The sequence below is a fragment of the Streptomyces rishiriensis genome (genome assembly GCF_030815485.1).
Classification (GTDB): domain Bacteria; phylum Actinomycetota; class Actinomycetes; order Streptomycetales; family Streptomycetaceae; genus Streptomyces; species Streptomyces rishiriensis_A.
Genome location: NZ_JAUSWV010000002.1, coordinates 2,802,588 through 2,828,436, shown reverse-complemented (window position 1 = coordinate 2,828,436; position 25,849 = coordinate 2,802,588). Strand labels below are relative to the sequence as shown.

Annotated in this window: 18 protein-coding genes, 3 tRNA genes and 1 pseudogene; 11 read left to right on the top strand and 11 right to left on the bottom strand. The window is 72.4% G+C overall.

Going from position 1 to position 25,849, the window contains the following annotated elements; translation table 11 throughout:
• Positions 1-67 precede the first annotated feature (67 nt).
• Positions 68-745 (bottom strand): SanA/YdcF family protein, encoded by a 678-nt coding sequence (locus tag QF030_RS15070; RefSeq protein ID WP_307163187.1) that lies wholly within the window; start codon positions 743-745, stop codon positions 68-70.
• Between the two features lie 219 nt (positions 746-964).
• On the opposite strand from QF030_RS15070, the gene QF030_RS15065 reads away from it, so the two are divergent.
• The 5 genes and pseudogenes from QF030_RS15065 (at position 965) to QF030_RS15045 (ending at position 8,357) form a co-directional block, all read left to right on the top strand.
• On the top strand, positions 965-1,843 hold the full coding sequence (locus QF030_RS15065; RefSeq protein WP_307163186.1) for a sirohydrochlorin chelatase: 879 nt from the start codon (positions 965-967) through the stop codon (positions 1,841-1,843).
• A 247-nt stretch (positions 1,844-2,090) separates the two neighbouring features.
• Entirely contained in the window at positions 2,091-3,374 is a 1,284-nt protein-coding gene (locus QF030_RS15060) for a deoxyguanosinetriphosphate triphosphohydrolase (protein WP_307163185.1), read from the top strand.
• A 167-nt stretch (positions 3,375-3,541) separates the two neighbouring features.
• Positions 3,542-4,807, top strand: coding sequence for an NAD(P)/FAD-dependent oxidoreductase (locus tag QF030_RS15055; RefSeq protein WP_307163184.1), 1,266 nt, complete (start codon positions 3,542-3,544; stop codon positions 4,805-4,807).
• 221 nt (positions 4,808-5,028) lie between these two features.
• Positions 5,029-6,924 (top strand): DNA primase, encoded by a 1,896-nt coding sequence (dnaG, locus tag QF030_RS15050; protein WP_307163183.1) that lies wholly within the window; start codon positions 5,029-5,031, stop codon positions 6,922-6,924.
• A 102-nt stretch (positions 6,925-7,026) separates the two neighbouring features.
• Positions 7,027-8,357, top strand: a pseudogene (locus tag QF030_RS15045) (RNA polymerase sigma factor).
• A 95-nt stretch (positions 8,358-8,452) separates the two neighbouring features.
• Here QF030_RS15045 and QF030_RS15040 read toward each other — a convergent pair.
• From QF030_RS15040 to QF030_RS15025, 4 genes are all read right to left on the bottom strand, one after another.
• Positions 8,453-10,381, bottom strand: coding sequence for an ABC transporter ATP-binding protein (locus QF030_RS15040; protein ID WP_307163182.1), 1,929 nt, complete (start codon positions 10,379-10,381; stop codon positions 8,453-8,455).
• The gene (locus tag QF030_RS15035) at positions 10,381-12,114 is read right to left on the bottom strand and encodes an ABC transporter ATP-binding protein (protein ID WP_307167576.1); all 1,734 of its coding nucleotides are present in this window, start codon (positions 12,112-12,114) and stop codon (positions 10,381-10,383) included. The genes QF030_RS15040 and QF030_RS15035 overlap by 1 nt, the downstream gene beginning before the upstream one ends.
• Before the next feature lie 453 nt (positions 12,115-12,567).
• A complete protein-coding gene (locus QF030_RS15030) occupies positions 12,568-14,025 on the bottom strand; it encodes a xylulokinase (protein WP_307163180.1) in 1,458 nt (485 codons plus the stop codon).
• 170 nt (positions 14,026-14,195) lie between these two features.
• Entirely contained in the window at positions 14,196-14,501 is a 306-nt protein-coding gene (locus QF030_RS15025; RefSeq protein ID WP_307167575.1) for a YtxH domain-containing protein, read from the bottom strand.
• Between the two features lie 161 nt (positions 14,502-14,662).
• On the opposite strand from QF030_RS15025, the gene QF030_RS15020 reads away from it, so the two are divergent.
• The 3 genes from QF030_RS15020 to QF030_RS15010 all read left to right on the top strand — a co-directional run bounded on the left by QF030_RS15020 (position 14,663) and on the right by QF030_RS15010 (position 15,056).
• Positions 14,663-14,735, top strand: a tRNA-Asn gene (locus QF030_RS15020).
• Between the two features lie 5 nt (positions 14,736-14,740).
• Positions 14,741-14,813: transfer RNA gene (locus tag QF030_RS15015), tRNA-Asn, on the top strand.
• Between the two features lie 169 nt (positions 14,814-14,982).
• Positions 14,983-15,056: transfer RNA gene (locus QF030_RS15010), tRNA-Ile, on the top strand.
• A gap of 554 nt (positions 15,057-15,610) precedes the next feature.
• On the opposite strand, the gene QF030_RS15005 is transcribed toward QF030_RS15010, so the two are convergent.
• The 6 genes from QF030_RS15005 to QF030_RS14975 form a co-directional block, all read right to left on the bottom strand.
• On the bottom strand, positions 15,611-16,255 hold the full coding sequence (locus tag QF030_RS15005) for a GAP family protein (RefSeq protein ID WP_307163179.1): 645 nt from the start codon (positions 16,253-16,255) through the stop codon (positions 15,611-15,613).
• Positions 16,256-16,791: 536 nt separating this feature from the next.
• A complete protein-coding gene (locus tag QF030_RS14995) occupies positions 16,792-17,517 on the bottom strand; it encodes an SCO4225 family membrane protein (protein WP_307163178.1) in 726 nt (241 codons plus the stop codon).
• A 137-nt stretch (positions 17,518-17,654) separates the two neighbouring features.
• Positions 17,655-18,164: a hypothetical protein gene (locus QF030_RS14990; RefSeq protein WP_307163177.1), complete on the bottom strand. Its 510-nt coding sequence runs from the start codon at positions 18,162-18,164 to the stop codon at positions 17,655-17,657.
• A 9-nt stretch (positions 18,165-18,173) separates the two neighbouring features.
• On the bottom strand, positions 18,174-19,253 hold the full coding sequence (locus tag QF030_RS14985) for a LacI family DNA-binding transcriptional regulator (RefSeq protein ID WP_307163176.1): 1,080 nt from the start codon (positions 19,251-19,253) through the stop codon (positions 18,174-18,176).
• A 251-nt stretch (positions 19,254-19,504) separates the two neighbouring features.
• Positions 19,505-20,275: a hypothetical protein gene (locus QF030_RS14980; RefSeq protein WP_307163175.1), complete on the bottom strand. Its 771-nt coding sequence runs from the start codon at positions 20,273-20,275 to the stop codon at positions 19,505-19,507.
• Entirely contained in the window at positions 20,265-20,780 is a 516-nt protein-coding gene (locus tag QF030_RS14975; RefSeq protein ID WP_307163174.1) for a SigE family RNA polymerase sigma factor, read from the bottom strand. The genes QF030_RS14980 and QF030_RS14975 overlap by 11 nt, the downstream gene beginning before the upstream one ends.
• 254 nt (positions 20,781-21,034) lie before the next feature.
• Between QF030_RS14975 and QF030_RS14970 the strand changes: the two genes are divergently transcribed.
• The 3 genes from QF030_RS14970 (at position 21,035) to QF030_RS14960 (ending at position 25,648) form a co-directional block, all read left to right on the top strand.
• Positions 21,035-22,123 (top strand): sigma factor-like helix-turn-helix DNA-binding protein, encoded by a 1,089-nt coding sequence (locus tag QF030_RS14970; protein ID WP_307163173.1) that lies wholly within the window; start codon positions 21,035-21,037, stop codon positions 22,121-22,123.
• Positions 22,120-23,940, top strand: a complete 1,821-nt coding sequence (locus QF030_RS14965) for a transglycosylase domain-containing protein (RefSeq protein WP_373428762.1) — start codon at positions 22,120-22,122, stop codon at positions 23,938-23,940. Before QF030_RS14970 ends, QF030_RS14965 begins: the two co-directional genes overlap by 4 nt.
• 154 nt (positions 23,941-24,094) lie before the next feature.
• Positions 24,095-25,648, top strand: coding sequence for a discoidin domain-containing protein (locus QF030_RS14960; RefSeq protein WP_307163171.1), 1,554 nt, complete (start codon positions 24,095-24,097; stop codon positions 25,646-25,648).
• The last annotated feature ends 201 nt before the right edge of the window (positions 25,649-25,849 follow it).

The window sequence follows — 25,849 nt, the reverse complement described above, 5'->3', positions numbered from 1 at the left end:
CTCCTGTTACGGCGGTGTGGTGGTGCCCTCCCCGCCGGACCGGTCCCGCGGTGAGGCGCCCGCCGTCTCACCGCGCGCCGGCGAGGGCCTTCGTCACTCCCGTTTCCCTCGGTCCGAGGAACCTGGGGTCCGGCTCGAACACCGCGTCCAGGGCCGCCTTGCCGGCCGCGAGAACCTCCCGGGCGCCCCCGTAGTACCAGGTCACGTCATGTTTGGCGGTGACCCCGACCCCGTACGAGTCCACCCCCGCCGCCTCGCACAGGGCCACGGCCCGCCGGATGTGGAAGTCCTGGCTGATCAGCACGGCCCGGTCGACGCCGAAGATCTTCTTGGCGCGGACGCAGGAGTCCCAGGTGTCGAAACCGGCGTAGTCGCTGACGATCCGCGCGTCGGGCACCCCGTGGCCGGTCAGGTAGGTGCGCATGGCGTCGGGCTCGTCGTAGTCCTCGCGGCTGTTGTCCCCGGTCACGAGCACGACCTCGATACGCCCCTCCCGGTACAGCTTCGCCGCCGCGTCCAGCCGGTGCGCGAGATAGGGCGAGGGCTCGCCGTCCCACAGGCCGGCGCCGAACACGACGGCGACCTCGGTGCGCGGCGCGTCGGCGGTCGTACCGAGCCGGTCGGACGTGGACACGAACAGCCAGGTGGCCGGCAGCAGCGCGAGCACGCACCCGGCCATCGCGGCCTGCACCAGCCGCCGCCGGCCGGCACGAGTGCGCGGCAGCCGCGGTCGACGGATGTCCATGCGGTGTTCCCCCCAGGCTGAACAGACCGAGCACAGGTCGAGCGGATCGAACAGGTCGAAAGCCCCTTCGGCCAGGGAAGACGCAGCCGACGGTGATCCGGTTCGCCCCCGCGCCCCGAGCCACATCTCACAGCGTCCCGGGGCACGGCGTGAACGACCCGAAAACAGTCGTGACGGTCAGGCAACGGGGAGGCAACCTCGTACCGTCAGGATCTGTTCATGAAGGCGTCGCCCGCTCAGTACGACGAGTCCGAAGTCCACCTCGACAGTACGGCGCACATCATGAACCGGATCAGCTCCCAGCTCGCCAGCCAGCTCAGCCTCGTCCAGCTCGACGGCCGCCGGCGTCCCGGCCCGCCCGCGCTGGTGGTCGTCGCCCACGGCAGCCGCGACCCGCGCGCGCTGAGCACCGTCCGCACGCTCCTGGACCGGGTCCGCGAGCAGCGCCCCGGTCTGCCGGTGCACCTCGGCCACATCGAGCTCAACGAGCCGCTGCTCACGGACACCCTCGCCGACCTCGACGCCCACGGCACGACGGACGCCGTCCTGGTGCCGCTCCTGCTGGCCCGTGGCTACCACGTCAAGCGCGACATCCCCGAGACGGCGGCGAAGGCACGGGTGCACGCGCGCGTGGCCGCGCCGCTCGGTCCGCACCCGTTCCTCGTGGAGACCCTGTACACCCGCCTGGTCGAGGCGGGCTGGCGCACGGACATGACAGAGGAGGAACGCCGCACGAGCGCGGTGGTCCTCGCGGCGGCCGGCTCCCGCGACCCCGACTCGGCCGTCGACACCCGCCGTACGGCCCGCCTCCTGGCCCGCCGTCTGGGCGTCCCGGTGGTGCCCGCGTACGCCTCCACGGCGACCCCGACCGTCCCGACGGCGCTGCGGGCCCTGGCCGCGCGAGGCCGCGACCGGGTGGCGGTCGCCTCCTACTTCACGGCCCCCGGCCGCTTCGCCACCGAGTGCGCGCAGGCGGCCCCCTGGATCGCGTCCGCTCCGCTGGGCACCCACCCGGCGATGGCGAGCCTCCTCCTCCACCGCTACGACCAGGCACGCGCGACCCCGGCGGCCACGACCCCCGAACTGGCGTCGGCCTGATCCCCCCGGAAGCCCGACCGGGCCCGGTGCCCCGACCGGCCCGGACGCGCGCATCGGCCCGGCCAGAAACCGACTGACCGGCCCGGACGCGCCGGAGCGGCGACCGGCCCGGACGCGCCGGAGCGACGACGGGCCCGGACACCCCCGAGGCGACGGCCGCCCCCCGGTCAGGCCGACGTGCGGAAGCCGGCAGTCGGGCAGGTGCCCGGTACACCCGATTGTCAGCGCCGCCGCTTACTGTCGAGACATGGAAGGCACCGCACACCTCGACACCGCCTATGACCCGACGTCAGTCGCCCGCTGGGCCCCCGAGCCGGACAAACGCCCCGGCCGGACCGCCTTCCAACGAGACCGCGCCCGCGTCCTGCACTCCTCCGCGCTGAGAAGGCTCTCCGGCAAGACCCAGGTGGTCACGCCGGGCACCCGCACCGACGCCTGGGACGCCACCCCCCGCACCCGCCTCACCCACTCCCTGGAGTGCGCCCAGGTGGGCCGCGAGCTCGGCGCCGCCCTCGGCTGTGACGCCGACCTGGTCGAGGCGGCCTGTCTCTCCCACGACCTCGGGCACCCCCCGTTCGGTCACAACGGCGAACAGGCGCTGAACGAGTTCGCGCGGGACTGCGGCGGCTTCGAGGGCAACGCACAGTCACTGAGGCTCCTCACCCGTATCGAACCCAAGCGCTTCACCGCCGAGGGCTCCGTGGGCCTCAACCTCACCCGGGCCACCCTCGACGCCGCCACCAAGTACCCGTGGCCCCGGGGCGCCCGTCCCACCGACCCGACGTCCCCCAAGTTCGGTGTCTACGAGGACGACAGGCCCGTCTTCGACTGGGTCCGCGAGACGGCCCCCGGCACCCGCACCTGCTTCGAGGCACAGGTCATGGACTGGGCCGACGACGTGGCGTACTCGGTGCACGACGTGGAGGACGGCCTGCACGCGGGGCACATCGACCCCAACTGCCTGCACGCGGAACCGGAACGCCAGGAGATCTTCCGGGTCGCAGTCGGCCGCTACGTCCCGGCCGGCACCGATCCGGCCGAGCTCGCCGCCGCCCTCGACCGCCTCCAGGACCAGGAGTGGTGGCCGCACGGCTACGACGGGACGGCCGCCGCCCAGGCCCGGCTGAAGGACGCCACCAGCCAGCTCATCGGCCGCTTCTGCCTGGCCGCCGAGGCCGCCACACGCGCGCGGTACGGCAACGGGAGTCTCACCCGGTACGGCGCCGAACTCGTCGTACCGCAGGAGGCCCGCCTGGAGTGCGCGGTCCTCAAGGCGGTCGCCGACCGGTACGTCATGCAGCGCGCCGAACAGGAAATCCTGCGCGCCGACCAGCGCGTCGTCATCAGCGAGCTCGCCCAGGCGCTCACCGCCCGCGCCCCCGACGGCCTCGACCCCCAGTTCCACGCCCTGTTCGACCAGGCATCCGACGACCGCGCCCGCAAGCGGGTCGTCGTCGACCAGATCGCGTCCCTCACCGACGCCTCGGCCCGATCGCTGCACAGCCGTCTGACGGAGCGGACGAGATCCTGACAAGTGCGGACCGGGTGCGCCCGAACGGGCCCGGAACGCGACCCGACGTGCCCTGATCGGGCACGTCCCCCTTCCCCCATCACGCTGCGTGCGGGACGCTCGCATGTGGCGGCACGCACAGTGTCATCTGGGGGACCACCCCCCAGACCCCCGGTAGGAGGCATCACGTGGTCGACGCGGATCAGACATTTGTCATCGTCGGAGGAGGCCTGGCCGGCGCCAAGGCGGCCGAGACGCTGAGGGCGGAGGGCTTCACCGGCCGCGTGATACTGATCTGCGACGAACGCGACCACCCCTACGAGCGGCCGCCGCTGTCCAAGGGCTTCCTGCTCGGCAAGGAGACGCGGGAGAGCGTCTTCGTGCACGAGCCCGCCTGGTACGCGCAGAACGACATCGAGCTGCACCTCGGCCAGACCGTCGACGCGATCGACCGCACCGCGAAGACGGTCCGCTTCGGTGACGACGGCACGCTCGTCCACTACGACAAGCTGCTCCTCGCCACCGGCGCGGAGCCCCGCCGGCTGGACATCCCCGGCACCGACCTCGCGGGCGTGCACCATCTGCGCCGGCTCGCGCACGCGGAGCGGCTGAAGGGCGTGCTGGCCGCTCTCGGCCGTGACAACGGCCACATCGTGATCGCCGGCGGCGGCTGGATCGGCCTGGAGATCGCGGCGGCGGCCCGCGAGTACGGCGCCGAGGTCACCGTCATCGAACCGGAGCCCACCCCGCTGCACGGCGTCCTCGGCCCGGAGCTCGGGAGCGTCTTCGCCGACCTGCACCGCGAGCACGGCGTCCGCTTCCACTTCGGCGTCCACCTCACCGAGATCGTCGGCCAGGACGGCATGGTCCTCGCCGTCCGCACCGACGACGGCGAGGAGCACCCGGCGCACGACGTCCTCGCGGCGATCGGCGCGGCCCCCCGCACGGGCCTGGCGGAGGCGGCGGGCCTCACCCTCGCCGACCGCGCGCACGGCGGCGGGATCGCGGTCGACGTCCGGCTGCGCACCTCCGACCCCGACATCTACGCCGCCGGCGACGTCGCGTCCTTCCCGCACGGCCTCTTCGACACCCGGCTGCGCGTCGAGCACTGGGCCAACGCCCTGAACGGCGGCCCGGCGGCCGCCCGCGCGATGCTCGGCAAGGACGTCGTCTACGACCGCGTGCCCTACTTCTTCTCCGACCAGTACGACCTGGGCATGGAGTACAGCGGCTGGGCCCCGCCGGGGACCTACGACGAGGTGGTGATCCGCGGCGACGCGGGCAAGCGGGAGTTCGTCGCGTTCTGGCTGAAGGAGGGCCGCCTCCTCGCCGGGATGAACGTGAACGTGTGGGACGTCACAGAGCCGATCCAGAAGCTGATCCGCTCGCGCGAGCGGATCGACACGGAGGCCCTGGCGGACCCCCGGCTGCCGCTGGACGACCTCGGCGCCTAAGGCCGCGTCCGCAGGTGGCGCCCGGCTCCCGGGCGGCCGGCGCCACCTCGCGGACCCGGTCCGGCCCGGGTTCCGGCCGCCCGCCGGGCCGTGGTCCGGCGCCGCGGGTCGTGTGCGGCCGGGCGCGCCCCGGCGGGCGGGCCGCGCACCTCACGGCCTCGCGGACCCCAAGGGCATCACGACCCGCCGGAGATGTCGGCGCGCCCCCGTAGAATCACCTCGTGGCAGGACGGATCAACGACGAGGACGTGAAGGCGGTACGGGACGCGGTCCCGATCGACGCCGTGGTGTCCGAGTACCTCCAGCTGCGCAACGCGGGCGGCGGCAACCTCAAGGGCCTCTGCCCCTTCCACGACGAGAAGTCGCCGTCCTTCCAGGTCAGCCCGAGCAAGGGACTGTTCCACTGCTTCGGCTGCCAGGAGGGCGGCGACACCATCACGTTCGTGATGAAGGTCGACCACCTCACCTTCTCCGAGGTCGTCGAACGGCTCGCCGCCCAGGCCGGCATCACCCTGCGCTACGAGGAGGGCGGCTACAACCCCGCCCACCAGCGCGGCGAACGCATCCGGCTGGTCGAGGCGCACAAGGTCGCCGCGGAGTGGTATGCGGAACAGCTGGCCACGAGCCCGGAGGCCGACACCGGTCGGATCTTCCTCGCCGACCGGGGCTTCGACCAGGCCGCGGCCCTCCACTTCGGCGTCGGGTACAGCCCCCAGGGCTGGGACCACCTCACCCGCTTCCTGCGCGGCAAGGGCTTCACCGACAAGGAACTGTTCCTCTCCGGCCTCGCCCAGGAGGGCCGCCGAGGCCCCATCGACCGCTTCCGGGGCCGTCTGATGTGGCCCATCCGAGACATCGGGGGCGAGGTCGTCGGCTTCGGCGCGCGCAAGCTCTACGAGTCGGACAACGGCCCCAAGTACCTCAACACGCCCGACACGGCGATCTACAAGAAGTCCCAGGTCCTCTACGGCATCGACCTCGCGAAGAAGGACATCGCCAAGTCCAGCCGCGCGGTCGTCGTCGAGGGCTACACCGACGTCATGGCCTGTCACCTGGCCGGCGTCACCACCGCCATCGCGACCTGCGGCACCGCCTTCGGCGGCGACCACATCAAGATCCTCCGCCGGCTCCTCATGGACAACGGCAGCGCCCGCGTCATCTTCACCTTCGACGGTGACGCGGCCGGCCAGAAGGCCGCCCTGCGCGCCTTCGAGGACGACCAGAAGTTCGCCGCCGAGACGTACATCGCCATCGCGCCGGACAACATGGACCCCTGTGACCTGCGCCTGGCGAAGGGCGACGAGGCGGTCGCCGACCTGGTCGAACCACGCACGCCGCTCTTCGAGTTCGCGCTCCGCCAGGTCGTCGTCCGCTACGACCTGGACACCCCCGCGGGCCGCGCCGCCGCCCTCGACGAGGCCGCGCCCATCGTCGCCCGTATCAAGAACAGCGGCGCCCAGCACGAGGTCGCCGTCCAGCTGGCCGGCATGCTCGGCATCCTGGACACCCAGTTCGTCGTCAAAAGGGTCGCGCAGCTGGCCCGTTGGGCCCGCGACCGGGGCGGCAAGGGCCCGGCGCCGTCCCGGGGCCCCCAGCCGTACGAGTCCGCCTCCAGGCCCGCCGCGGGCGGCCCCGCCCTCAATCTCCGCAACGCCGTCTACGCCACCGAACGTGAGCTGCTGAAGCTCGCCCTCCAGCGCCCCGAACTGGTGGCCCCGGCCTTCGACGCGTACGGCATCGACGAGTTCACCGCCGCCCCCTACGCCGCAGTGCGCCAGGCGATCCAGGACGCGGGCGGCGCCGAGTACGGCATCAAGGACGGACAGGAGTACCTCGTCCGGGTCCGGGAGGCCGCGCCCGACGACGCGGTCCGCGCGATGGTGACGGAGCTCGCGGTCGAGGCGATCATGCGCCGCACGGTCGACGAGAACTACGCGGGGGAGCAGTTGGTGACGGTCCGCCGCAGGGCCGTGGCCCGCAGGCTCACCGATCTCCAGGGCACGCTGACCCGTCTCGGCCACACGGACCCGGCCCAGTCGGCCGCCGTCCAGAACGAGATGATGATCCTGACCAGGTACGACAGGGCGTTGCAGCACGAAGGCCCGTCCGCTCTCTGAGCCGCCGTCCGCGGCACGGTAGTCACGCGGTCACGGACCGGACTCAAAAAGTCGCCGCACGCCCCTCGTGGCGGCTGTGTGTCGTACTCCACACTGGGTGCGGTGCCTGAGTCCTCGGAGCGCGGCCGATCCCGGGCGGACGCGGCGTGGCCGCCGACTCCGCCCCCGAAGTACCGCTGCTGCCCACTTCAGCAGCGATCATCCTGGAGGTCGCCCCCGTGCAGACCCAGACCCTGACCCAGACCGTCAGCACTGCCGAGAGCACGGCCGGTACCACCGGCACCGGCACCGGTACGGCCGACGGCACCGAACCGGACGCCGAGACCGACGTCCTGGCCGCCGTGCCGCCGCAGCACCGTGCCGCGCACCACCCCGAGACCCACCCTGAACCCCACCCCGAGACGCCCGCGGAAACGCACCCGCGGACGCGGGCCGAGCCCGGGACCGAGCCGCCCGCCGAGGCTCTGGAGGAGGCTCCCGAGCCCGTCCGGCCGTCCCGCGCCCGGGCCGGCGACAGCGGCAGCCCCTCCTCGGACCTGTTCCGGCAGTACCTGCGGGAGATCGGCCGCATCCCGCTGCTCACCGCGGCCGAGGAGGTCGACCTGGCGCGCCGCGTGGAGGCGGGCCTGTTCGCCGAGGAGAAGCTGAGCGGCGCGACCGACCTGGACAGCCAACTGGCCCTCGACCTAGACCGGTTGGTCGTCCTGGGCCGCGTGGCCAAGCGCCGCCTCATCGAGGCCAACCTGCGGCTCGTGGTCTCCGTCGCCAAGCGGTACGTCGGCCGCGGGCTCACCATGCTCGACCTCGTCCAGGAGGGCAACCTCGGTCTGATCCGGGCGGTCGAGAAGTTCGACTACGCCCGCGGCTACAAGTTCTCCACGTACGCCACCTGGTGGATCCGCCAGGCCATGTCCCGCGCGCTGGCCGACCAGGCGCGCACCATCCGCGTCCCGGTCCACGTGGTCGAGCTCATCAACCGGGTCGTCCGCGTCCAGCGCCGGATGCTCCAGGAGCGCGGCTACGAGCCGACCGCGGAAGAGGTCGCCGCCCAGCTCGACCTCCTGCCGGAACGCGTCGGCGAGGTGCTGCGGCTGGCCCAGGAGCCGGTCTCGCTGCACGCCCCCGTGGGCGAGGAGGACGATGTCGCCCTCGGCGACCTCATCGAGGACGGCGACGCGGCCAGCCCCGTCGAGTCGGCGGCCTTCCTGCTGCTGCGCGAGCACCTGGAAGCCGTGCTCTCCACCCTCGGTGAGCGCGAACGGAAGGTGGTCCAGCTGCGCTACGGGCTGGCGGACGGCCGGCCGCGCACGCTGGAGGAGATCGGCCGCATCTTCGGCGTGACGCGCGAGCGGATCCGGCAGATCGAGTCGAAGACCCTCAACAAACTCCGCGACCACGCCTTCGCGGACCAGCTGAGGGGCTACCTGGACTGAGCGGAGCCGCTCGCCGTCCCCCGGAGACGCGAGCGGCCCCGAAGGGTCCCGCAGAGGCCCCGGAGACGCCTCTGGGGCGCCTCCGGAAGGGACCGTCAGTCGACCTCGGCCAGTGCCTGCGCGAACTGGGCCTTGTACAGCCGCGCGTAGGCCCCGTTCGCCGCCAGCAGGTCGGTGTGCGTGCCCTGCTCGACGATCGAGCCGTTCTCCATCACCAGGATCGTGTCGGCGTCCCGGATGGTCGACAGCCGGTGCGCGATGACGAACGACGTACGCCCGTGCGCCAGCTTCGCCATCGCCTTCTGGATCAGCACCTCGGTGCGGGTGTCGACGGAGCTGGTGGCCTCGTCGAGCACCAGGATCGTCGGGTCGGACAGGAACGCCCGCGCGATGGTGATCAGCTGCTTCTCACCGGCGCTGACCCCGCTGCCCTCGTCGTCGATCACCGTGTCGTAGCCGTCGGGAAGGGTGCGGACGAACCGGTCGGCGTGCGCGGCCCGCGCCGCCTCCTCGATCTCGCCGCGGGTGACCTCGCCCGACGCGCCGTACGCGATGTTCTCCGCGATGGTGCCGCCGAACAGCCAGGTGTCCTGGAGCACCATGCCGATGCCGGCGCGCAGGTCGTCGCGGGACATGCTCGCTATGTCGACGCCGTCGAGGGTGATACGCCCGCCGGAGACGTCGTAGAACCGCATGAGCAGGTTCACCAGGGTCGTCTTGCCGGCGCCCGTCGGACCGACGATGGCGACCGTGTGGCCGGGTTCCACCGTCAGGGACAGGTCCTCGATCAGCGGCTTCTCCGGGTCGTACCGGAAGGACACGCCCTCCAGCGCCACCCGCCCGCGCAGCTCCGCGGGCCGCACGGCCGCCACCGGGTCCGCCTCCTGCTCCTCCGCGTCCAGGAGTTCGAAGACCCGCTCGGCCGAGGCGACGCCGGACTGCACCAGGTTCGCCATGGACGCGAGCTGCGTCAGCGGCATCGAGAACTGGCGCGAGTACTGGATGAACGCCTGCACGTCACCGATGGACAGGGAACCCGACGCGACGCGCAGTCCGCCGACCACCGCGACCAGCACGTAGTTGATGTTCGACACGAACATCATCAGCGGCTGCATCACCCCGCTGTTGAACTGCGCCTTGAACCCGGCCTCGTACAACGCGTCGTTCTGCTCGGCGAACTGCTGCGCGGACTCCTCCTGGCGGCCGAACACCTTCACCAGCGTGTGGCCGGTGTACATCTCCTCGATGTGGGCGTTGAGCTTGCCGGTGGTGCGCCACTGCTGCACGAAGTGCGGCTGCGACCGCTTGCCGACGCGGGTCGCGACGACGAACGACAGCGGCACGGTCACCAGCGCGACCAGCGCGAGGATCCACGACACCCAGAACATCATCGCCAGCACGCCGATGACGCTCAGCAGCGAGTTGATCAGCTGACCCATCGACTGCTGGAGCGTCTGACCGATGTTGTCGATGTCGTTGGTGGCGCGGGACAGCACCTCGCCGCGCTGACGCTTGTCGAAGTACGACAGCGGCAGCCGGGACAGCTTCGTCTGCACGTCCTCGCGCATCCGGAACATGGTGCGGTTGACCGACTTGTTGACCAGCCGCGTCGCCACCGCCATCAGCAGACCGGCGATGAGGAAGACCCCGAGCGCGAACAGCAGGATCTCGCCGACGGAGCCGAAGTCGATGCCCTTGCCGGGGGTGAAGTCGGTGCTCCTGAGCATGTCGGCGACGCTGCCCTGGCCGCGCTCGCGCATCGAGTCGAGAACCTGTTCCTTGCTCGCCCCGGCCGGCATCTCCCGGCCGACGATGCCCGCGAAGACCAGGTCGGTGGCCTTGCCGAGGATCTTCGGTCCGACCACGCTGAGACCGACGCTCAGCGTCACGCAGGCCAACATCGTGAAGAGGGTGAACCGCTCCGGTTTGAACTGGGCGAGCAGTCGCCTGCCGGACACCTTGAAGTCCAGCGAGTGGCTGTCGGGACCGCTGCCGGCCATCATGCGTCCCATGGGCCCGGCCATCAGGCAGCCTCCGCTTCCGTGAGCTGGGAGAGCACGATCTCCCGGTAGGTCTCGTTGTCCGCCATCAGCTCGCGGTGGGTGCCCGTGCCGACGACGAGACCCTCGTCGAGGACGATGATCCGGTCGGCGTCGCGGATGGTGGCCACCCGCTGGGCGACGATCACCACGGTCGCCTCGGCGGTCTCCCGCCCGAGCGCCGCCCGCAGTGCCGCGTCGGTGGCGTAGTCGAGTGCGGAGAACGAGTCGTCGAAGAGGTAGATATCCGGCCGCTGCACGAGCGTCCGGGCGATCGCGAGCCGCTGCCGCTGGCCACCGGAGACGTTCGTCCCGCCCTGCGCGACGGGGGAGTCCAGGCCGTTCTCCAGCTTGCTCACGAAGTCCTTGGCCTGCGCCACCTCCAGCGCGTGCCACAGCTCCTCGTCGGTGGCGTCCGGATTGCCGTAGCGCAGGTTGGTGGCGACCGTGCCCGCGAACAGGTACGGCCTCTGCGGTACGAGTCCGACGGTCTTCGCCAGCAGCACCGGGTCGATCTCGGCGACGGCCACCCCGTCGACGAGCACCTCGCCCTCGGTCGCGTCGAACAGCCGGGGCACCAGCCCGAGCAGCGTGGACTTGCCGCTGCCGGTCGAGCCGATCACGGCCGTGGTCTCACCCGGCCGCGCCACGAGCTGCACGGACTTCAGGACGGGCTCCTCGGCGCCGGGATAGCGGAATCCGGCCCCCCGGATCTCCAGATGCCCGTGCCGGCGCAGCTCGGTGACGGGAGCCACCGGCGGTACCACCGACGACGAGGTGTCCAGCACCTCCTGGATGCGCTCGGCGCACACCTCCGCGCGCGGCACCATCATGAACATGAAGGTGGCCATCATCACGGACATGACGATCTGCATCAGGTAGGCGAGGAACGCGGTCAGGTCACCGATCTGCATCCCGCCGCTGTCGATCCGGTGGGCTCCGAACCACACCACGGCGATCGACGACAGGTTCACCGTGGTCATGACCACCGGGAACATCAGCGCGAGCAGGTTGCCGGTCTTCAGCGAGACGTCGGTGAGGTCGCTGTTGGCGTTCCGGAAGCGCTGCTGCTCGTACTCGTCGCGGACGAAGGCCCGGATCACCCGGTTGCCGGTGATCTGCTCGCGCAGCACCCGGTTCACGGTGTCCAGCTTCACCTGCATGGACCGGAACAGCGGCCGCAGCCGGCGCACGATCAGCGTCACGCAGATGCCCAGCACCGGCACCACGGCGACGAGCACCGCGGACAGCGGCACGTCCAGGCCGAGCGCCAGCACGACCCCGCCCACGCACATGATGGGCGCCGACACCATCAGCGTGAACGTCATCAGGGCCAGCATCTGGATCTGCTGGACGTCGTTCGTCGTCCTGGTGATCAGCGAGGGTGCGCCGAACTGGCCGACCTCGCGGGCGGAGAAGGACTGCACCCGGTCGAAGACGGCCCCCCGCACGTCCCGGCCGAGCGCGGAAGCGGTTCTGGCGCCGTAGTACACGGCGCCGATGTTGCACACGACCTGCGCCAGCGAGATGCCGATCATCACGCCGCCGAAGGACAGGATGTAGCCGGTGTCTCCCTCGACGACGCCGTTGTCGATGATGTGCGCGTTCAGGGTGGGCAGGTAGAGGGTGGCGCAGGTCTGGAGGAACTGGAGCGCCACGAGCAGGGCGATGGGTTTCTTGTAGGGCCTGAGATAGGTCTGTAGTAGTCGTATGAGCACGCTACGTCTCTCGGAGTCGGCGGGGAGGGGCATTGGTTGCCCCTGGCCCCTATCGTCGAACACTCCACCCGCGTTACCTCAACTGATTAAGCTGAGAGCAGTGCTTTTACGGCCGACCGTGCAAGCGGAACGCACACCCGTTCACCCGGCGCGCACCGCGCACCCGCCACCGCACCAGGCAGCCGACGCGCACCCCGTGCCGGGCAGGCACTCGCAGCCGGCGTGCACCACGCAGCCGACGCCGCACGACGTACCCGGCGTGCACCACGCACCTGGCCCGCATCACGCATCCCGCAGGCACCACGCACCCGGCAGGCACCACGCACCCGGCGGGCACCAGGCAGCCGGCGCGCGCCCGCAGCCGATGCCGCTGGTAGGCCGCCCGGGCCCACCCGTGCGTCCCCTGCGTCCAGCTCGCCCCCTGCGTCCCTGCGTCCCCGCGCCGGTGCGCTCCTATCCGCGGAACGCTCCCGGATGGGTCTGCTCCCGCACCGACACGTACTGCTGCCGCACCGCCTGCCCGACGGCCAGCTCCTCGCCCGGATCCAGGACCTGCGCGGCCGCCCCCTGCCAGGCCGGAGGGGTCCGCGGGTCGAGGGTGCCCTGCGACGCCCCGAGCGCCCAGGCGGCCTGCCGGGCCGCCCCGATCGCCGCGTAGTCCGCGGGCTGCGGTACGACCACCTGCGCGCCGAACAGCGCGGGCGCGGCCGCCTGTACGGCCGACAGCTCGGCGGCCGCCCCCAGCAGGAAGATGCGCCGCACGTCCACGCCCCGGCCGCGCAGCACGTCGAGCGCGTCGGCGAGCCCGCACAGCATGCCCTCGAAGGCGGCCCGCGCGAAGTGCTCGGGCTTCATCGACTCGCGGCGCAGGCCCGCCAGCGTCCCGGCCGTGTGGGGCAGGTTCGGCGTCCGCTCGCCCTCCAGGTAGGGCAGCATGACCAGCCCGTGCGACCCGGGCGTCGACTTCATCGCCAGATCGGACAGCGCCTCCAGATCGGGCGCCCCGATCAGCTCGGCGGCCCCGCGCAGGGTCCGTACGGCGTTCAGGGTGGTGACGACCGGCAGGTGCATGCCCGTCGCGTCGGCCAGCGAGGTGATCATCCCGCTCTGGTCGACGAGCGCCTCGTGGTGCACCGCCATCACGGACCCGGAGGCGCCCAGGGAGACGACGGCGTCCCCGTGTCCGATTCCGAGTCCCAGGGCCGCGGCCATGGTCTCGCCGGTCCCGGCGGAGATCAGCAGCCCTTCCGGCGTCGTACCTGCCGCGTCGGACGGCCCGATCACCTCGGGAAGCATCGCCTGGTGACCGAGCGCCAGCTCCACGAGATCCGGCCGATAAGCGCCGGTGGCGGCGGACCAGTACCCGGTCCCGGAGGCCCCGCCGCGGTCGGTGGTCCTTCGCACGGGCCGCCCGAGGAGCTGCCACACCAGCCAGTCGTGCGCCTGGAGCAGAACGGCGGTACGGGCGGCGGCGTCGGGTTCGTTCTTGGCCAGCCAGCGCAGCTTGGTGACCGGCTGGGCGGCCTGCGGGACGCATCCCACCGCCTGGGCCCACGCCTCGCGGCCGCCGACCGCGTCGATCAGATCGGCCGCCGCGACCTGCGCCCGCTTGTCCCCGCCGACCATCGCCGGCCGCACGGTGTTGCCCTGCGAGTCCAGCGGCACGACGGCGTTCTGCTGCGAGGAAACGCCGATGGCCTGCACGCCCTCGAGCAGCCCGCCGCCCGCGGCCTCGCCGAGGGACAGCAGCCAGGCCTGCGGATCCACGTCGGAGGGCCGCCCTCCCGCACTCTCCGCGCCTTCCATCGGATGCGGCGCATACCCCTGCCGGAGCACGGCTCCGGTGTCCGCGTCGCAGACGACGATTCGAGTGAAATCGGGTGAACTGTCCAACCCGGCGACTATCCCCATGGCGAAAATTCTGCCGCACGCGCCGCTCTGGTTGGGCCGCGGACGCCGCGAGGGCGCCCCGCTCCTGCCGAGTACGGGGCGTTGTCCCTGGTCGGGCCCTCGCGAGCGAGCCGCATATGTCACATCCCCGCGGCGCCGGGACGCCTCTTCCCGGCGCCGCGAAGGCGCCGCTAGGTGTTGCTGGTGCCCCAGTCGTCCGCGCCTGTGCCGTTGCTGTTGCGGTCACGCAGGGACCGCACCCGGCCCGCCACCGACTCGGGCACGCGGTCACCGACCTTGTCGCTGACCGCGTGGTACGCCTTGCCCGCGTACTGGCGGCCCTGCTGGGCGGCGGTCTCGGCGGTGTTGCGCACGGCGGGGTTCTGGGCGACCTGCCGCGCGGACTTCTTCAACTGCTCGTAGCGCTCGCGCCCGGCACGCGTGCCCAGTACGTAACCCAGAGCCAGCCCGACGACGAACGTGAGCTTGTAGCGCATGGCGGCCATCCTCTCCTTGCGTAGTCCCTGGCACACGACATGGGCGCCGGGGGGAACCGATTGGCGGAGCACCCCCCTGCTTGCGCTAATGTATGTGTCGCAGCGAGCGAGCGCCCCCTGGCGAATACCCAGGTGAGTACGTTCGATGCAGAACGAGGCATTCCCCTGTAGCTCAATTGGCAGAGCAGCCGGCTGTTAACCGGCAGGTTACTGGTTCGAGTCCAGTCGGGGGAGCTCGGTCCCCTGTAGCTCAATTGGCAGAGCAGCCGGCTGTTAACCGGCAGGTTACTGGTTCGAGTCCAGTCGGGGGAGCATCGTGATCGAGGACCCCATGGGGGTCCTTTTTCATGTCGGCGGGAAGCGTGCAGGCCAGGGGCACTGTCCTCATGGTCGTGCAAGGTCGACCAGCCGAAGCGTGAGATCGTATGAGCGGCTATGCTGCGGCAGACGGCGCGCACACATGTACGCGACACGCCGCTATGGGGCGGTAGCTCAGCCGGTTAGAGCAGCGGACTCATAATCCGTCGGCCGTGGGTTCGAGTCCCACCCGCCCCACCTTCAATGCGGTCCGACCTGCGGAAACGTTCATTTCTTGGGTGTCGGGGCCTCACCTTCGTACAACGGCCGGGACGGCGCAGTCGTGTCCGGGCCGTCGGCCTCTTCGAGCCGATCCGGTGTCCCACGTGCTCATCGCGCGGTACGGACTGCCACCCGCGGCGTGGTCGGCCGCTGTGCCGGTGGTCCCGTCGAGCCTCAGTGCGCACCGGCTCCGCCGAGCGCCGGCGATCAGCGCCCCGCGCCGGGGAGGCCACGGAGGACGACGTCCGGGTAGCCGGCCTGTGCGAGTACGTCCGAGCCGGTGGCCTTGCCCCACTCAGTCCTGGCTGTCAGCCCCGACCAGGTGGACCGGATCGCCGACGGCCTCGACGGGTGACGGCGTTCAGCGTTCGCCGGGCCGCGCGCCGCGGGACTTCTCCGACTACGCCGAGGCCGCTGCCCGGGAGGAAGCCTGGAACGTCCGGCCTGCCCCCGGCTCTTTCCCTCGGGGGCGGTCCCGGCGTCCGGGGACGCGGAAAGGGGCGCCTCGGCACTCGGCAGGGCGACGCGTGTCAGGTGACCAGCTCCGCGATGCTCCGGCCGGTCAGCCACAGGCCGAGGAGCAGGGAGAGCGCGACGATCAGTTGTTCCTGGTGCTGCTCCAGCCCGCTCCGCAGGGCGTTCAGCCGGGCGTTCGCTGCCGCGGGCGCCCGGACCACGTACATCTCCATGACGATGAGGCTGAGCGTCGCCAGGAAGCAGTAGCCGGTCAGCGCGAGCCAGCCGGCGAGGTGGGAGAGGTTCGCGTCGACGGCGGTCGCGGCGCCGGCGCCGACCAGGGCCCACGGTTGCAGCAGCCATGCCAGGCCGGCTGCCGTGACCGGGGTGGCGTTGTCGATCCGGGCGGCCCAGCGGGGCGGGCCGTGCGGGCGGGGTGGCCGGCGGTGCCGGTACGCGCTGTAGAGCACCAGTGCCAGGCCGATGGCGAGTTTCGCGACGATCACGGCGGTCGACGGCGCGCTGTGCCGGGCCGGTGGCCGACCGCCGGTCAGCAGCGCCACACAGGCGATCACCGTGATCAGGTTGGCCAGCCACGACAACAGGAAGGCCAGGCCCTGGCGGACACCGCGCCGCGAGAAGAGCAGCAGGATGAAGGCGCTGTTGTGCAGGGGCCCCAGGGTGATGGCCGTACCGATCACCACCAGGTCGACGATCATCGGATCAGCGCTCCTGGGGGTCGGGGCCGTCCGCCGCCCGCGGACGGGCGGACCGGTCGGCCAAGCGAGGGGGTGCCGGTGCACCGGTTGTCCGGGCGGGCCGTCTCCGGACGACCATGGCCCGGCTTTCGGCTTTCGGCCTCGACGTCGATCGGCCCGTTCCCGCCCGGCGCGCGCTCAGTGGGATCGGACCGTGCCGCGTCGGCGGGCGCAGGCCCCTGGCACCGAATCCTCACAGCGGAGCCGACCGGCCGCAGCCCGGCAGAGCTGATCGGGTGACGCTATGTCAGCGCATCACGCAGCGGACCCGGGCCTGCGCGGGACTTCTCCGCGTCGACCCGGCGCCCGCCTCCACCGCCGGGCGGAGGGCCACTGGACCGGCCCGGACACCGCGGTCCCGTTCCGCCCCACGGGCCGGGGCCTGACGGGCATCGGCCCCGCACGACGTCGACGGCCCGGTCGGACGCGCACAGCGGATCCTCACGGTCAGCCCCCTGCCCGACACCGACCGGGGCGAGGATCCCGAGGCGCCGGGCTCAGACGGCCGTACGCGGTTCCCGCACCCGTAGCCGGTGAGCGAGCCGGCCCAGCAGCACGGCGTTGAACAGAGCGGCCAGGGCCGTCCCGGTGGCGAAGACCAACGGGCTCAGCCAGCTCAGCGAGGAGTATTCCGCGGGTGTCGACAGCAGCAGGGCGAGCATGCTGATCGGTGCCGTGGCCATGAGCGGCCAGATCCCGGCGAACCCCGGGTCGGGCAGCACGTACGCGGCGATGAGGAAGAACCCGACCGCCGCCGCGACCACGACGAGGTAAGCGCGCGCGAGCCAGTTGTCCACCGCGGGCGCCAGCAGGGCCTGAACGCTCCTCGGCCGGGGGCGCTCGGCGGGCGCCGGGACACGGGGGAGGGGCGCGTGGCCGCCGGACGGCCGGGCGGCCGTGGACTTCGCGACGAGGGCGCCGAGCACGGCGGCGTTCACGAGGGCGCACAGCAGGAGCCAGCCGGCCCAGAAGCCGACGGCGAGCACCTCGACCGCCCCGCCGCCCTCGGTGCCGGGACCGAAGGGGAGGACCACCCCCAGGAAGGAGAGGGGCGCGGTGAGCAGCAGGGGGTCTGTGGCGAAGCCGCTCTCCGGGAACAGGAACGTGGCCGCGGCACCGGCGGCGACGACAGCGAGATAGCCCCGGGCCGGCCAGTTGCCCGTCGCGAGCGCGAGGAGGCGGCGCGGGTGCGCGAGGCCGTGGGAGCGCGGGGCATCGGTCATCGTGAATCCTTCGGGTCGGTCCGGGGCGTTGGACTCCACGATGGTTCAGGGCGCGCGTGCGGGGGTGAGTACGCGTACTCAATCCCGCCTGGGGGTCCGGGCGCCGCGCACGCGGTCGGCGCGGTGGGCCGAGGTGCTCACACGTCGGCGAGCCGGTCGAGGATGCGCCGGGGAAGCCCGGCGGCTGTCAGCCGGAACGGGGTCCAGCGGTCCTTGGAGTCCGGCTTCATGGAAGCGGAGAACCGGTAGCGCCCCCTGCTGTCGGGCTCGGTCACCATCGCTTCGAAGGTGGCGCTCGGTATCAGCCAGGCCGTCATGACCGCCCCGCGCTCGACGTCCACGGCGACGAACAGCATGTCCAGGTCGGAACGCGGCTGGAACGTCTGTGACCGCACGGACGCCATCAGCTTGCCCTGCCGGACCTGCGTTCCCGTGGACATCCGGGCCTTCACCTGTACGGCCAGCGTCGTGGAACTCCCGCGCCGGTGGAAGACGAGGTCGACGCCCTCGTCGTCCACGAGCGAGGTGGAGACGTTCAACTCACCGCGCGTGGCGAGGATGCAGGAGGCCGCGACCAGGTACTCCGCGGCCTTTCCCATCCGCGCGGCGGCCGGGCTCTTCTCCAGGTACTCCTCGTCGTCGCTCATGGCGGAAATCTACTGACGGGGCGCGTGGCCGCGGGTGCTTTCGCGGAGGATCAGGTCCGGGGCGGCGAACGTCGGTGCGAGGGGCCGGTGGTCGTTCTCCAACTGGCCGCGCAGGAGGGCGAAGGCGTCGCGGCCCAGGCCCTGGAAGTCCATCCGGACGGTGGTGAGGGACGGGGTGACGAACCCCGCGTGCGGGGCGTCGTCGAAGCCGATGACGCTGACATCCCCGGGCACCGGCCGCCCGGCGTGGTGGAGGGCACGCAGCACGCCCAGCGCCAGGTCGTCGTTGCCGCACAGGATCGCCGTGACGCCGGGGTCGCGGGCGAGTCGCCGTCCCTCGTCGTAGCCGAATCGCGCGTCCCAGCCCCTGCCTCCGTGCGGCTCGGGCGGGGTGACGCCGGCCGCTTCCAGAGCGCCCCGCCAGCCCTGCGCACGTGGCCCTTCCGAGTGCCGGGTGTCCACCGACGTCGGGATCGCCACGTAGTGCACGGTCGGGTGTCCGAGCTCGAGCAGGTGCGCGGTGGCGGCGCGGGCCGCCTCGCGGTCGTCGGCCCACACGGCCGGACGGGGCGGGGTCCGGCCGTGGGAGGGCGCTTCGACGACCGCCGCACAGGGCACGTTCTCCGGGACCCGGTCCAGAGCCGAAGCGGCGAGCCGGTCGAAGCCGATGACCATCAGTCCGCCGCCCGTCGCCGCGGCCGCGGAGACGGTGCGGTCCAGGTCGTCCTCGGGCGTCAGCAGCTTCACGCCCAGCGCGTAGCCCGCCGCGCGGGCCGCTTCCTCCAGGCCCTGGAGGGTGGCCGCGTAGCCGTAGAGAGTGGTGTTCGACGTCAGTACGGTGACCGACCGGGTGACGCCGCTGGCCAGCGCGAACGCGGTGGCATTGCGCCGGAATCCCAGCGTTTCGATGGCCGCCTCCACCCGGCCGCGGGTCTCCTCGCGGACGTTCGGGTGGCTGTTGATGACCCTCGAAACGGTCTGGTACGAGACGCCGGCGACGTGCGCGACGTCCCGGATACTGGCGGCCTTGCGCGGTTCCGGCGCGGGATCCGCGGGGCCGTCGGGGGGCGTCTGACCGGTCACATCCATGTCGCGATGGTGAGCGGTCACCAGAACGGCCGTCAACCGAAACCCTGGATCGCCCGGGGATCGCAGCAGCGCACAGCGTGCGAGGGGCGCGCGGAGGGGCTCCGAGCCGGGCTCCGAGCCGGGCTTCGAGTCGGGCTCGGAGCCGGGTGGGAAAGCCGGCCCGTCAGTGGCGGAGCGGTGGTCCCGCCCCGCGCCCTCCCGACAGGTCTGTCCGGCTCCGGGGCGAACCGCCGTGCAGGCCCCGAACCGACCTACTCCGCTCCTGCCCCGACGGGCGCCGAGGCGGGGAGGGGGGACCCGAGGTCTGCCTCGTCGGGCGGGGACGCCGTGTGGCCGGGTGCGGTGGCGGCGGCGGAAGGGGTGGCGGCCGGCGCCGTGCCGACCGTCACCGCGATGGTGTCGCCGAGGCCGATCCGGGCGTAGAACCACTGTGCGTCCTCGGCGCCGAGGGCGATCACGCCGCCTCTGACGTCGTAGTCCCCCGAAGCCTTGATGTCGGGGGTGAAGGCGCCGACGTAGAGGGGTCCGCCTTCCCCGTCGCGCAACTCGACCACATCCATCACGTTCACCACGGTGGAGCCTTCGGAGAGCACGTCGACGGCCAGCGCTATCCGGACCGGCTTCGCGACCACCGTCATCGGGGCGGTGCTCGTGAACCCGGGCGAGAGGTCGAGAGTCGAGAGGATCGGCATCGTCCGGCCCCCGAACGTGAGGTCACGCCCGGGCAGGTCGAGCGTGCCGGCGGCGGGCGCCGGGGTGGCTGCCGACAGCGGGGCGGAACCCGAAGGGGTCACGGCGGAGGTTCCGCGCCCGGCCGGGTAATCCCGGCCCCCGCCGAGTTGCAGGGTCAGGGCCAGGCCCAGCAGCGCGAGAGCCGCGGTCCCCGCGCCCAGGGTCGCGGCGGCACGACGGCGGCGCCTGCGGCGTATCGCCAGGGCACGCGTCGCGGGGCCGCCGACGACCGGAGCGGTCGCCCGGGCGTCGGCCAACTCGCGGAGCGCGGCGGACAGTTCATCGGACACGGCGGCTCTCCTTCCGGACCGGCCCGTCGGCCTCGTCCCCGGCAAGACGCTTCGCCAGCTCCGCCCGGCCCCTGGACAGCCTCGCCTTGACCGTCCCTACGGGCGCGCCGGTCTCGGAGGCTACCTGCTCCACACTCAGGTCGCACAAATGGTGCAGGACGATCGCCATCCGCTGAGCCTGGGACAGTTCGCGCAGGGCGGCCACGAGCGCGGTGTGCTCGGGGCCCGGTCCCGGAACGGAGTCGGGCGGCGGAGTGCGCCGTACGAGTTCCAGCCAGCGCCTGGTGCGCCGCCAGCGGCTCACCGCCAACCGCATGGCCACCGTGCGGATCCACGCCTCGGGAGCGCTGTCCGACAGGAAGTGCTGTCGCCGGTCCCAGGCCCGTACGAACGCTTCCTGGACGACGTCCTGGGCCTCGCCGTGGTCTCCGGTGAAGGCGTAGAGCTGTCCGGTCAGCCGGGGGAACGCGGTCGCGTAGAAAGCGTCGAACTCGTCCTCGGTCATGCCCCCACCGGAATCTCTGCCCTTTCCTTGCAACCTGGCCACCTCCGCCGTGCGTACAGGTCGCGTAGGTCGCATCCAGCGAGGCGCGACCCCACCGGGAAGACGGCGCACACGGGTTTCAGGCTCCCTCATCTCTCACGGTGTCGGCTCGCTGCCCGCTCAACCTACTTGCCCGACCGAACCGTTGCCCGACCAGGACGGACGGCCCCACGCGTCCGGCCACGACCGAGTCCCCGAGCCGAAGGACCGCGCACGTGCCACCGACCCCCGACGTACTTCCCGCACTTCCGGCGATCTCCGCACCCCCCGCCGGCCACGACTTCGCCGCGTACGCCCGGAGGCGCTGGCCCCGGCTGGTCGTGACCGCTCGGCTGCTCACCGACGACCCCGGTGCCGCCGAGGAACTGGCGCGGGTAACGCTGGTGCGGATGTGCGCGCGGTGGCGACGCGTTCCGCGCAACGACGTGGATTTCCATGTGCGGCGCTGTCTGGTGCGCAACCACCTGCGCCGGGTGCGCGGACGGTGGGCCGCGCGCCGACGGGCCGTTGTGGTGCTGCGGGTGTGGGAGGGGCTCGCGGACGCGGAGATCGCCCAGTTGCTGGGCTGCTCGGTGGGGGCGGTACGGGCCCGTGCCGGACGCGGTCTGAAGGAGACCGGAACCGAACCGGGGGTGCTGCGCGAGGTGTTCGCGCGTGCCGCCCGCGACATCGTCCCGTCCGAGGTACCGCTGGCCGACCTCGAGGCGGGAGGCCGGATCCGGCGACGGCGTCGGCTCGCCGTCGCCTCGGCCGCCTGCGCGGCGCTGCTCACATCCGTGGCCCCCCTCGCCGCCGACCGTCTGGGGGCGGGCGGTGCGCAGGGCGGGACGTCCGGATCCCGGCCGGGGCACGGCAGCCGTGCGGCCACGAGCCCGATCCGGGTCGTCGCGCCGGGCGAGCGGGTGACCGCCGGGGCGGGGGTACGGATGTGGCTGACGTCCGACGGCGGGCACTGGTCGGTGCCCCTCCCCGGGCACGACAGCGTTCGCCCACTCGGCGAACCGGGCGTCTCCCTCCGGGCGGACAGTGTGGACGGCGGGTTCTTCCTGTCGGGTCTCTTCCACGGCCTGAGCGGCGAGCCGGGCCGTGTCGAGGTGAGAACCGGCGACGGCGGCGCGATCACCGCGAGAGTTCTCGTCCTGGCGGGCAGCCCCGGGTGGGGCATCTGGTACGCGAGCACGCCCCTGCCGACGAAGGACGTCGAGGAACTCGTCTCCGTCAGCGGGGACGAGCGGATCGTCACGGTGTACGACGCCTCGGGCAGGGTCGCCGCACGGTCGGACCGCGAGTGGTGGCGGATATGAACGTGATCGGGAAAAGGGACGGGGACGGGAACGAGGCCGGGAACGGCGGGGGCGGGGAGGGGCCGGACGGGCCGCCCGCACCGGGGCGTACGGCCCGGCGACCGGGAAAGGGGAGGCCGTCGGTGCGCCGGCACCGGGAGCGCGCGCCGCTGCGGGTCCGGTTGCGGCGCAACCGGGGTCGGCGGCTCCGCCGGCTGTTCTGTGCCCTTGTCACGCTGCTCGCGACGCTGTGTGCGGCGGCCGTCGTGGCGTACCGCCTGACGTCCATCCCGAAGCCTCACCCCGAGACCGTCAGCCAGAGCACCGTGTTCCTCGACTCGGACGGCGCCTATCTGGGCCGGCGCGGACCGGTCGACCGGCAGGACATCCCGTTGTCCGAGGTCCCCCGGCATGTGCAGGACGCGGTGATCGCCGCGGAGAACCGTTCCTTCCGTACGGACAGCGGGATCTCGCCGCGGGCCATCGCGCGGGCCACGCTGGCCACGCTGACGGGCGGCGACCCGCAGGGCGGTTCCACCATCACCCAGCAGTATGTGAAGAACGCGCTGCTGAGCCCGGAACACTCGTTGGCCCGCAAGGCGCGGGAGGCGCTCATCGCGATCAAGCTGGACCGCACCCGCACCAAGGACGAGATCCTCGAGGGCTATCTCGACACCGTGTACTTCGGGCGGGGCGCCGCCGGGATCCAGTCCGCCGCGCGCAACTACTTCGGTGTGGACGCGAGGAGTCTGACGGTCGCCCAGGGCGCCGCGCTGGCGTCCATCCTCAACATCCCCTCCTACTACGAGAAGGCGGGCTCCGATCCGGAGGTGACCGCCAAGCTGGAGAACCGCTGGGAGTGGGTGCTCGACGCGATGGCCGCGAGTGGGAGCATCACGGCGAAGCAGCGGACCGCGGCGCGTTTCCCGGCGTTCCGGTTCTATCCGCCGGGCGAGACCGAGGGGCAGCGGCAGTACCTGATCGACGTCGCCGCCAAGGAGGCCGCCGACCGGCTCGGCATCACCGAGGACCGCCTCGCGAGCGGCGGTTACAGCGTGACGACCACCTTCGACCTGGCGCTGCAGGACAGCGCCACCCAAGTGGTTCAGGAGCATCCCGGGGCTGAAGGGGTGCGGGTGCACACCGCCATCGTGGGCCTGGTGCCCGGCGACGGAGCGGTGCGGCTGCTGTACGGGGGCTCGGACTACGCGCGGCAGTCGTTCAACGACGCGGTGAGCGGGGCGGTGGAGGCGGGGACGGCGCTGGAACCGTTCAGCGAGGCGGGGCGCGCGGGCGAGCCGCTGAGCAAGCTGCTGAGGACGGCGGCGCCGACGCCGCTGAACCTGGCGTCGGCGTACGCGACGGTGGCCGCGGACGGCAGGTACGCCACTCCGTACACCGTCGCACGCATCACCCGGGGGGGTCGCACCGTCTACCGGGCGCGTCCCGACGCGCGGCGGGTCCTGGACGAGAAGCAGGCGCGGACGGCGGGCGCGAGATCGGGGGCCGGACCGACGCCCGTCGCCGTCGGCGTCGCCCCGGACCCGGCAGAGGGGAAGCGTTTCGCCATCGCCGGGGCGGGGGGCGGGATCACCCGGCGGACCGTGTGGTCCACCGGATACGACGGCCGACTCGCCCTGACGGTCGCGCTGTTCGCCGACCGGGCCGGCAGCAAGAAGGGCACGACGGTGCCCGCGCAGCTGCCGAACGAGCCGTCGCCGGCGGAGTTCGCACGGAGGGTCGCGGCGAGGACCTGGGAGGCTGCCACGAAGGGCGGACCGAAGAGTGCCGCGGAGAACGCCACGGAGAGTGGCGCCGAGAGCGACGCGGCGCGTTGACCCGGCGAACCGAGGTGAAGGGGGAGCGGCGCAGCCGGGCAGGAGGCCGTGACGGTGCGCAGGGCACTGTCGGAGGGAGGCGCTAGGGTCCCCCTCGTCGCGTCACCGGCCTTTACCGGGCGCATTGTTGACTGTCTGTCAGGAGCTGAACGCCATGAGTTTGAAGGCCACCTTCGCCGACTTCTCCGTCGACCCGGTGCGGCTGTCCAACGCCGTGGTCGGGCACGACCGGGCCGGATTCGGCGGATCCCACCTGGCGCTGAACGCGGGCGCAACGGTGACGCTGGACTTCGAGGTGGCGGACCCCGAGGACATCCCCGAGGCGACACTCACCGTCACGGCCCTCGTCTCCAGGCTCGGCTCCGCTCCGGGCCGCGCGCCGATCGACGTCCTGCTTCAGGGCGAGGCGCTGGCCGAGGGCCTCACCGTGCCCGGCGGCGGAGACCTCCCGCAGGACTGCGTGTTCGCGGTGCCGGCCGACATGCTGAAACCGGGGACGAACACCCTGGAGATACGCGTGTCGCCCGAAGCGCGCAGCATGCTCCGGCTCTACCGGATCACCCTGGACTCCGTCGACGAACGGGGTGCCTCGCAGCGCGCGCTGGCGGCGCGGGCCGCCCGCGACTCGGTCTTCGCCTTCCGCACGGAACTCCGCGCCGCCGACGCCGGCTCGTCGGCGTCCTGGCAAGAGGCCCCGCGGCTGGTGTTCCACCTCGACCGGGACGAGCACTCGCTGCCCGCGCAGCTCGGCTGGCGAGCCGAGGACGGGGCCGAATCGGCCATCAGCTTCCAGTCGAACATGTCCGACTTCCACGGCTGCCACCGCGCCGCCGACGGCACGACCCACGAGTACCGCGGCCGCCTCACCGGCGGCTGGGTCTTTCCGGAGGGCATCGAGGAGACGTCGGCGTCCGGGCTCCACCGCTTCCGCACCGAGGAGGGATACGGCGGTGGCTGGCACAGCTCCCGTGAGCTGCGGCTGCTGGTGGACGACGGCGGGGCCCCCGTGGAGCGGGTGACCTGGCGGGATCAGCGGGGCAATTCCGGCGTGGCCATGCTCCAGACCGTGTCGGCCGAAGCCGGTACCGACGACGTCCGGGTGACCGACGTCGAGGCGAGCGACGAGTTCGCGGAGGGTGGCGAGACGGCGGACAACCTGTTGAACGGCAGCCGGACCAAGTGGCTGGTGCACGACGACACCGCCCGGCTCCACTTCACCCTCGCCCACTCCGCCGTCGTCACCTCCTACACGCTGAGGTCGGCGAACGACTGCCCCGATCGCGATCCGCGCGACTGGACCCTCGACGCCTCGCACGACGGCCGTACCTGGACGCGCGTGGACTCCCGCGCCGGGGAGACCTTCGGCGGCCGCTTCGAGACCAGGGAGTTCCGCCTCCGCGCCCCCGCCTCCGGCTACCGCCACTACCGCCTCGACATCACCGCCAACTCCGGCGCGGACGAGACCCAGCTCGCCCGGGTCCGCTTCGTCGAAGGCCCCACCGGCCGGGCGTTCACCGGTTACTACCAGCGGTACAACGAGGGCCCGATCGGCTATCGCGGTACGCCGGTTCCCACACCGGCGCCCGCGCCCGCGTCCCTCGCCGTCCCGGCGCCGCGTCTGGCCGAGGACCTGGAGGCGGCCGTCCGGTCCCTGACCGACACCGCCCAGACCCTGGCCGCCCTGGCGAGCCGCCTCCGCGACGGCTGAACGAACCGGTGATCCCGAGCGAGGGGATGGTCACCTCGGCCGGGGCCGGAGCCGGGGCTGCCCGGCCCGCGGCGTGCCGCCGGACGCGCGGTGCCCGCCGCGGCGGAGGAGCCCGGGGCGGCCGAGGGGCCTTGTCGGGGGCGCAGGGGCGGCGCACGAGCACCGGTGAGCACGGCGGCTGCGCTGCGGCGGCGGCAGTTC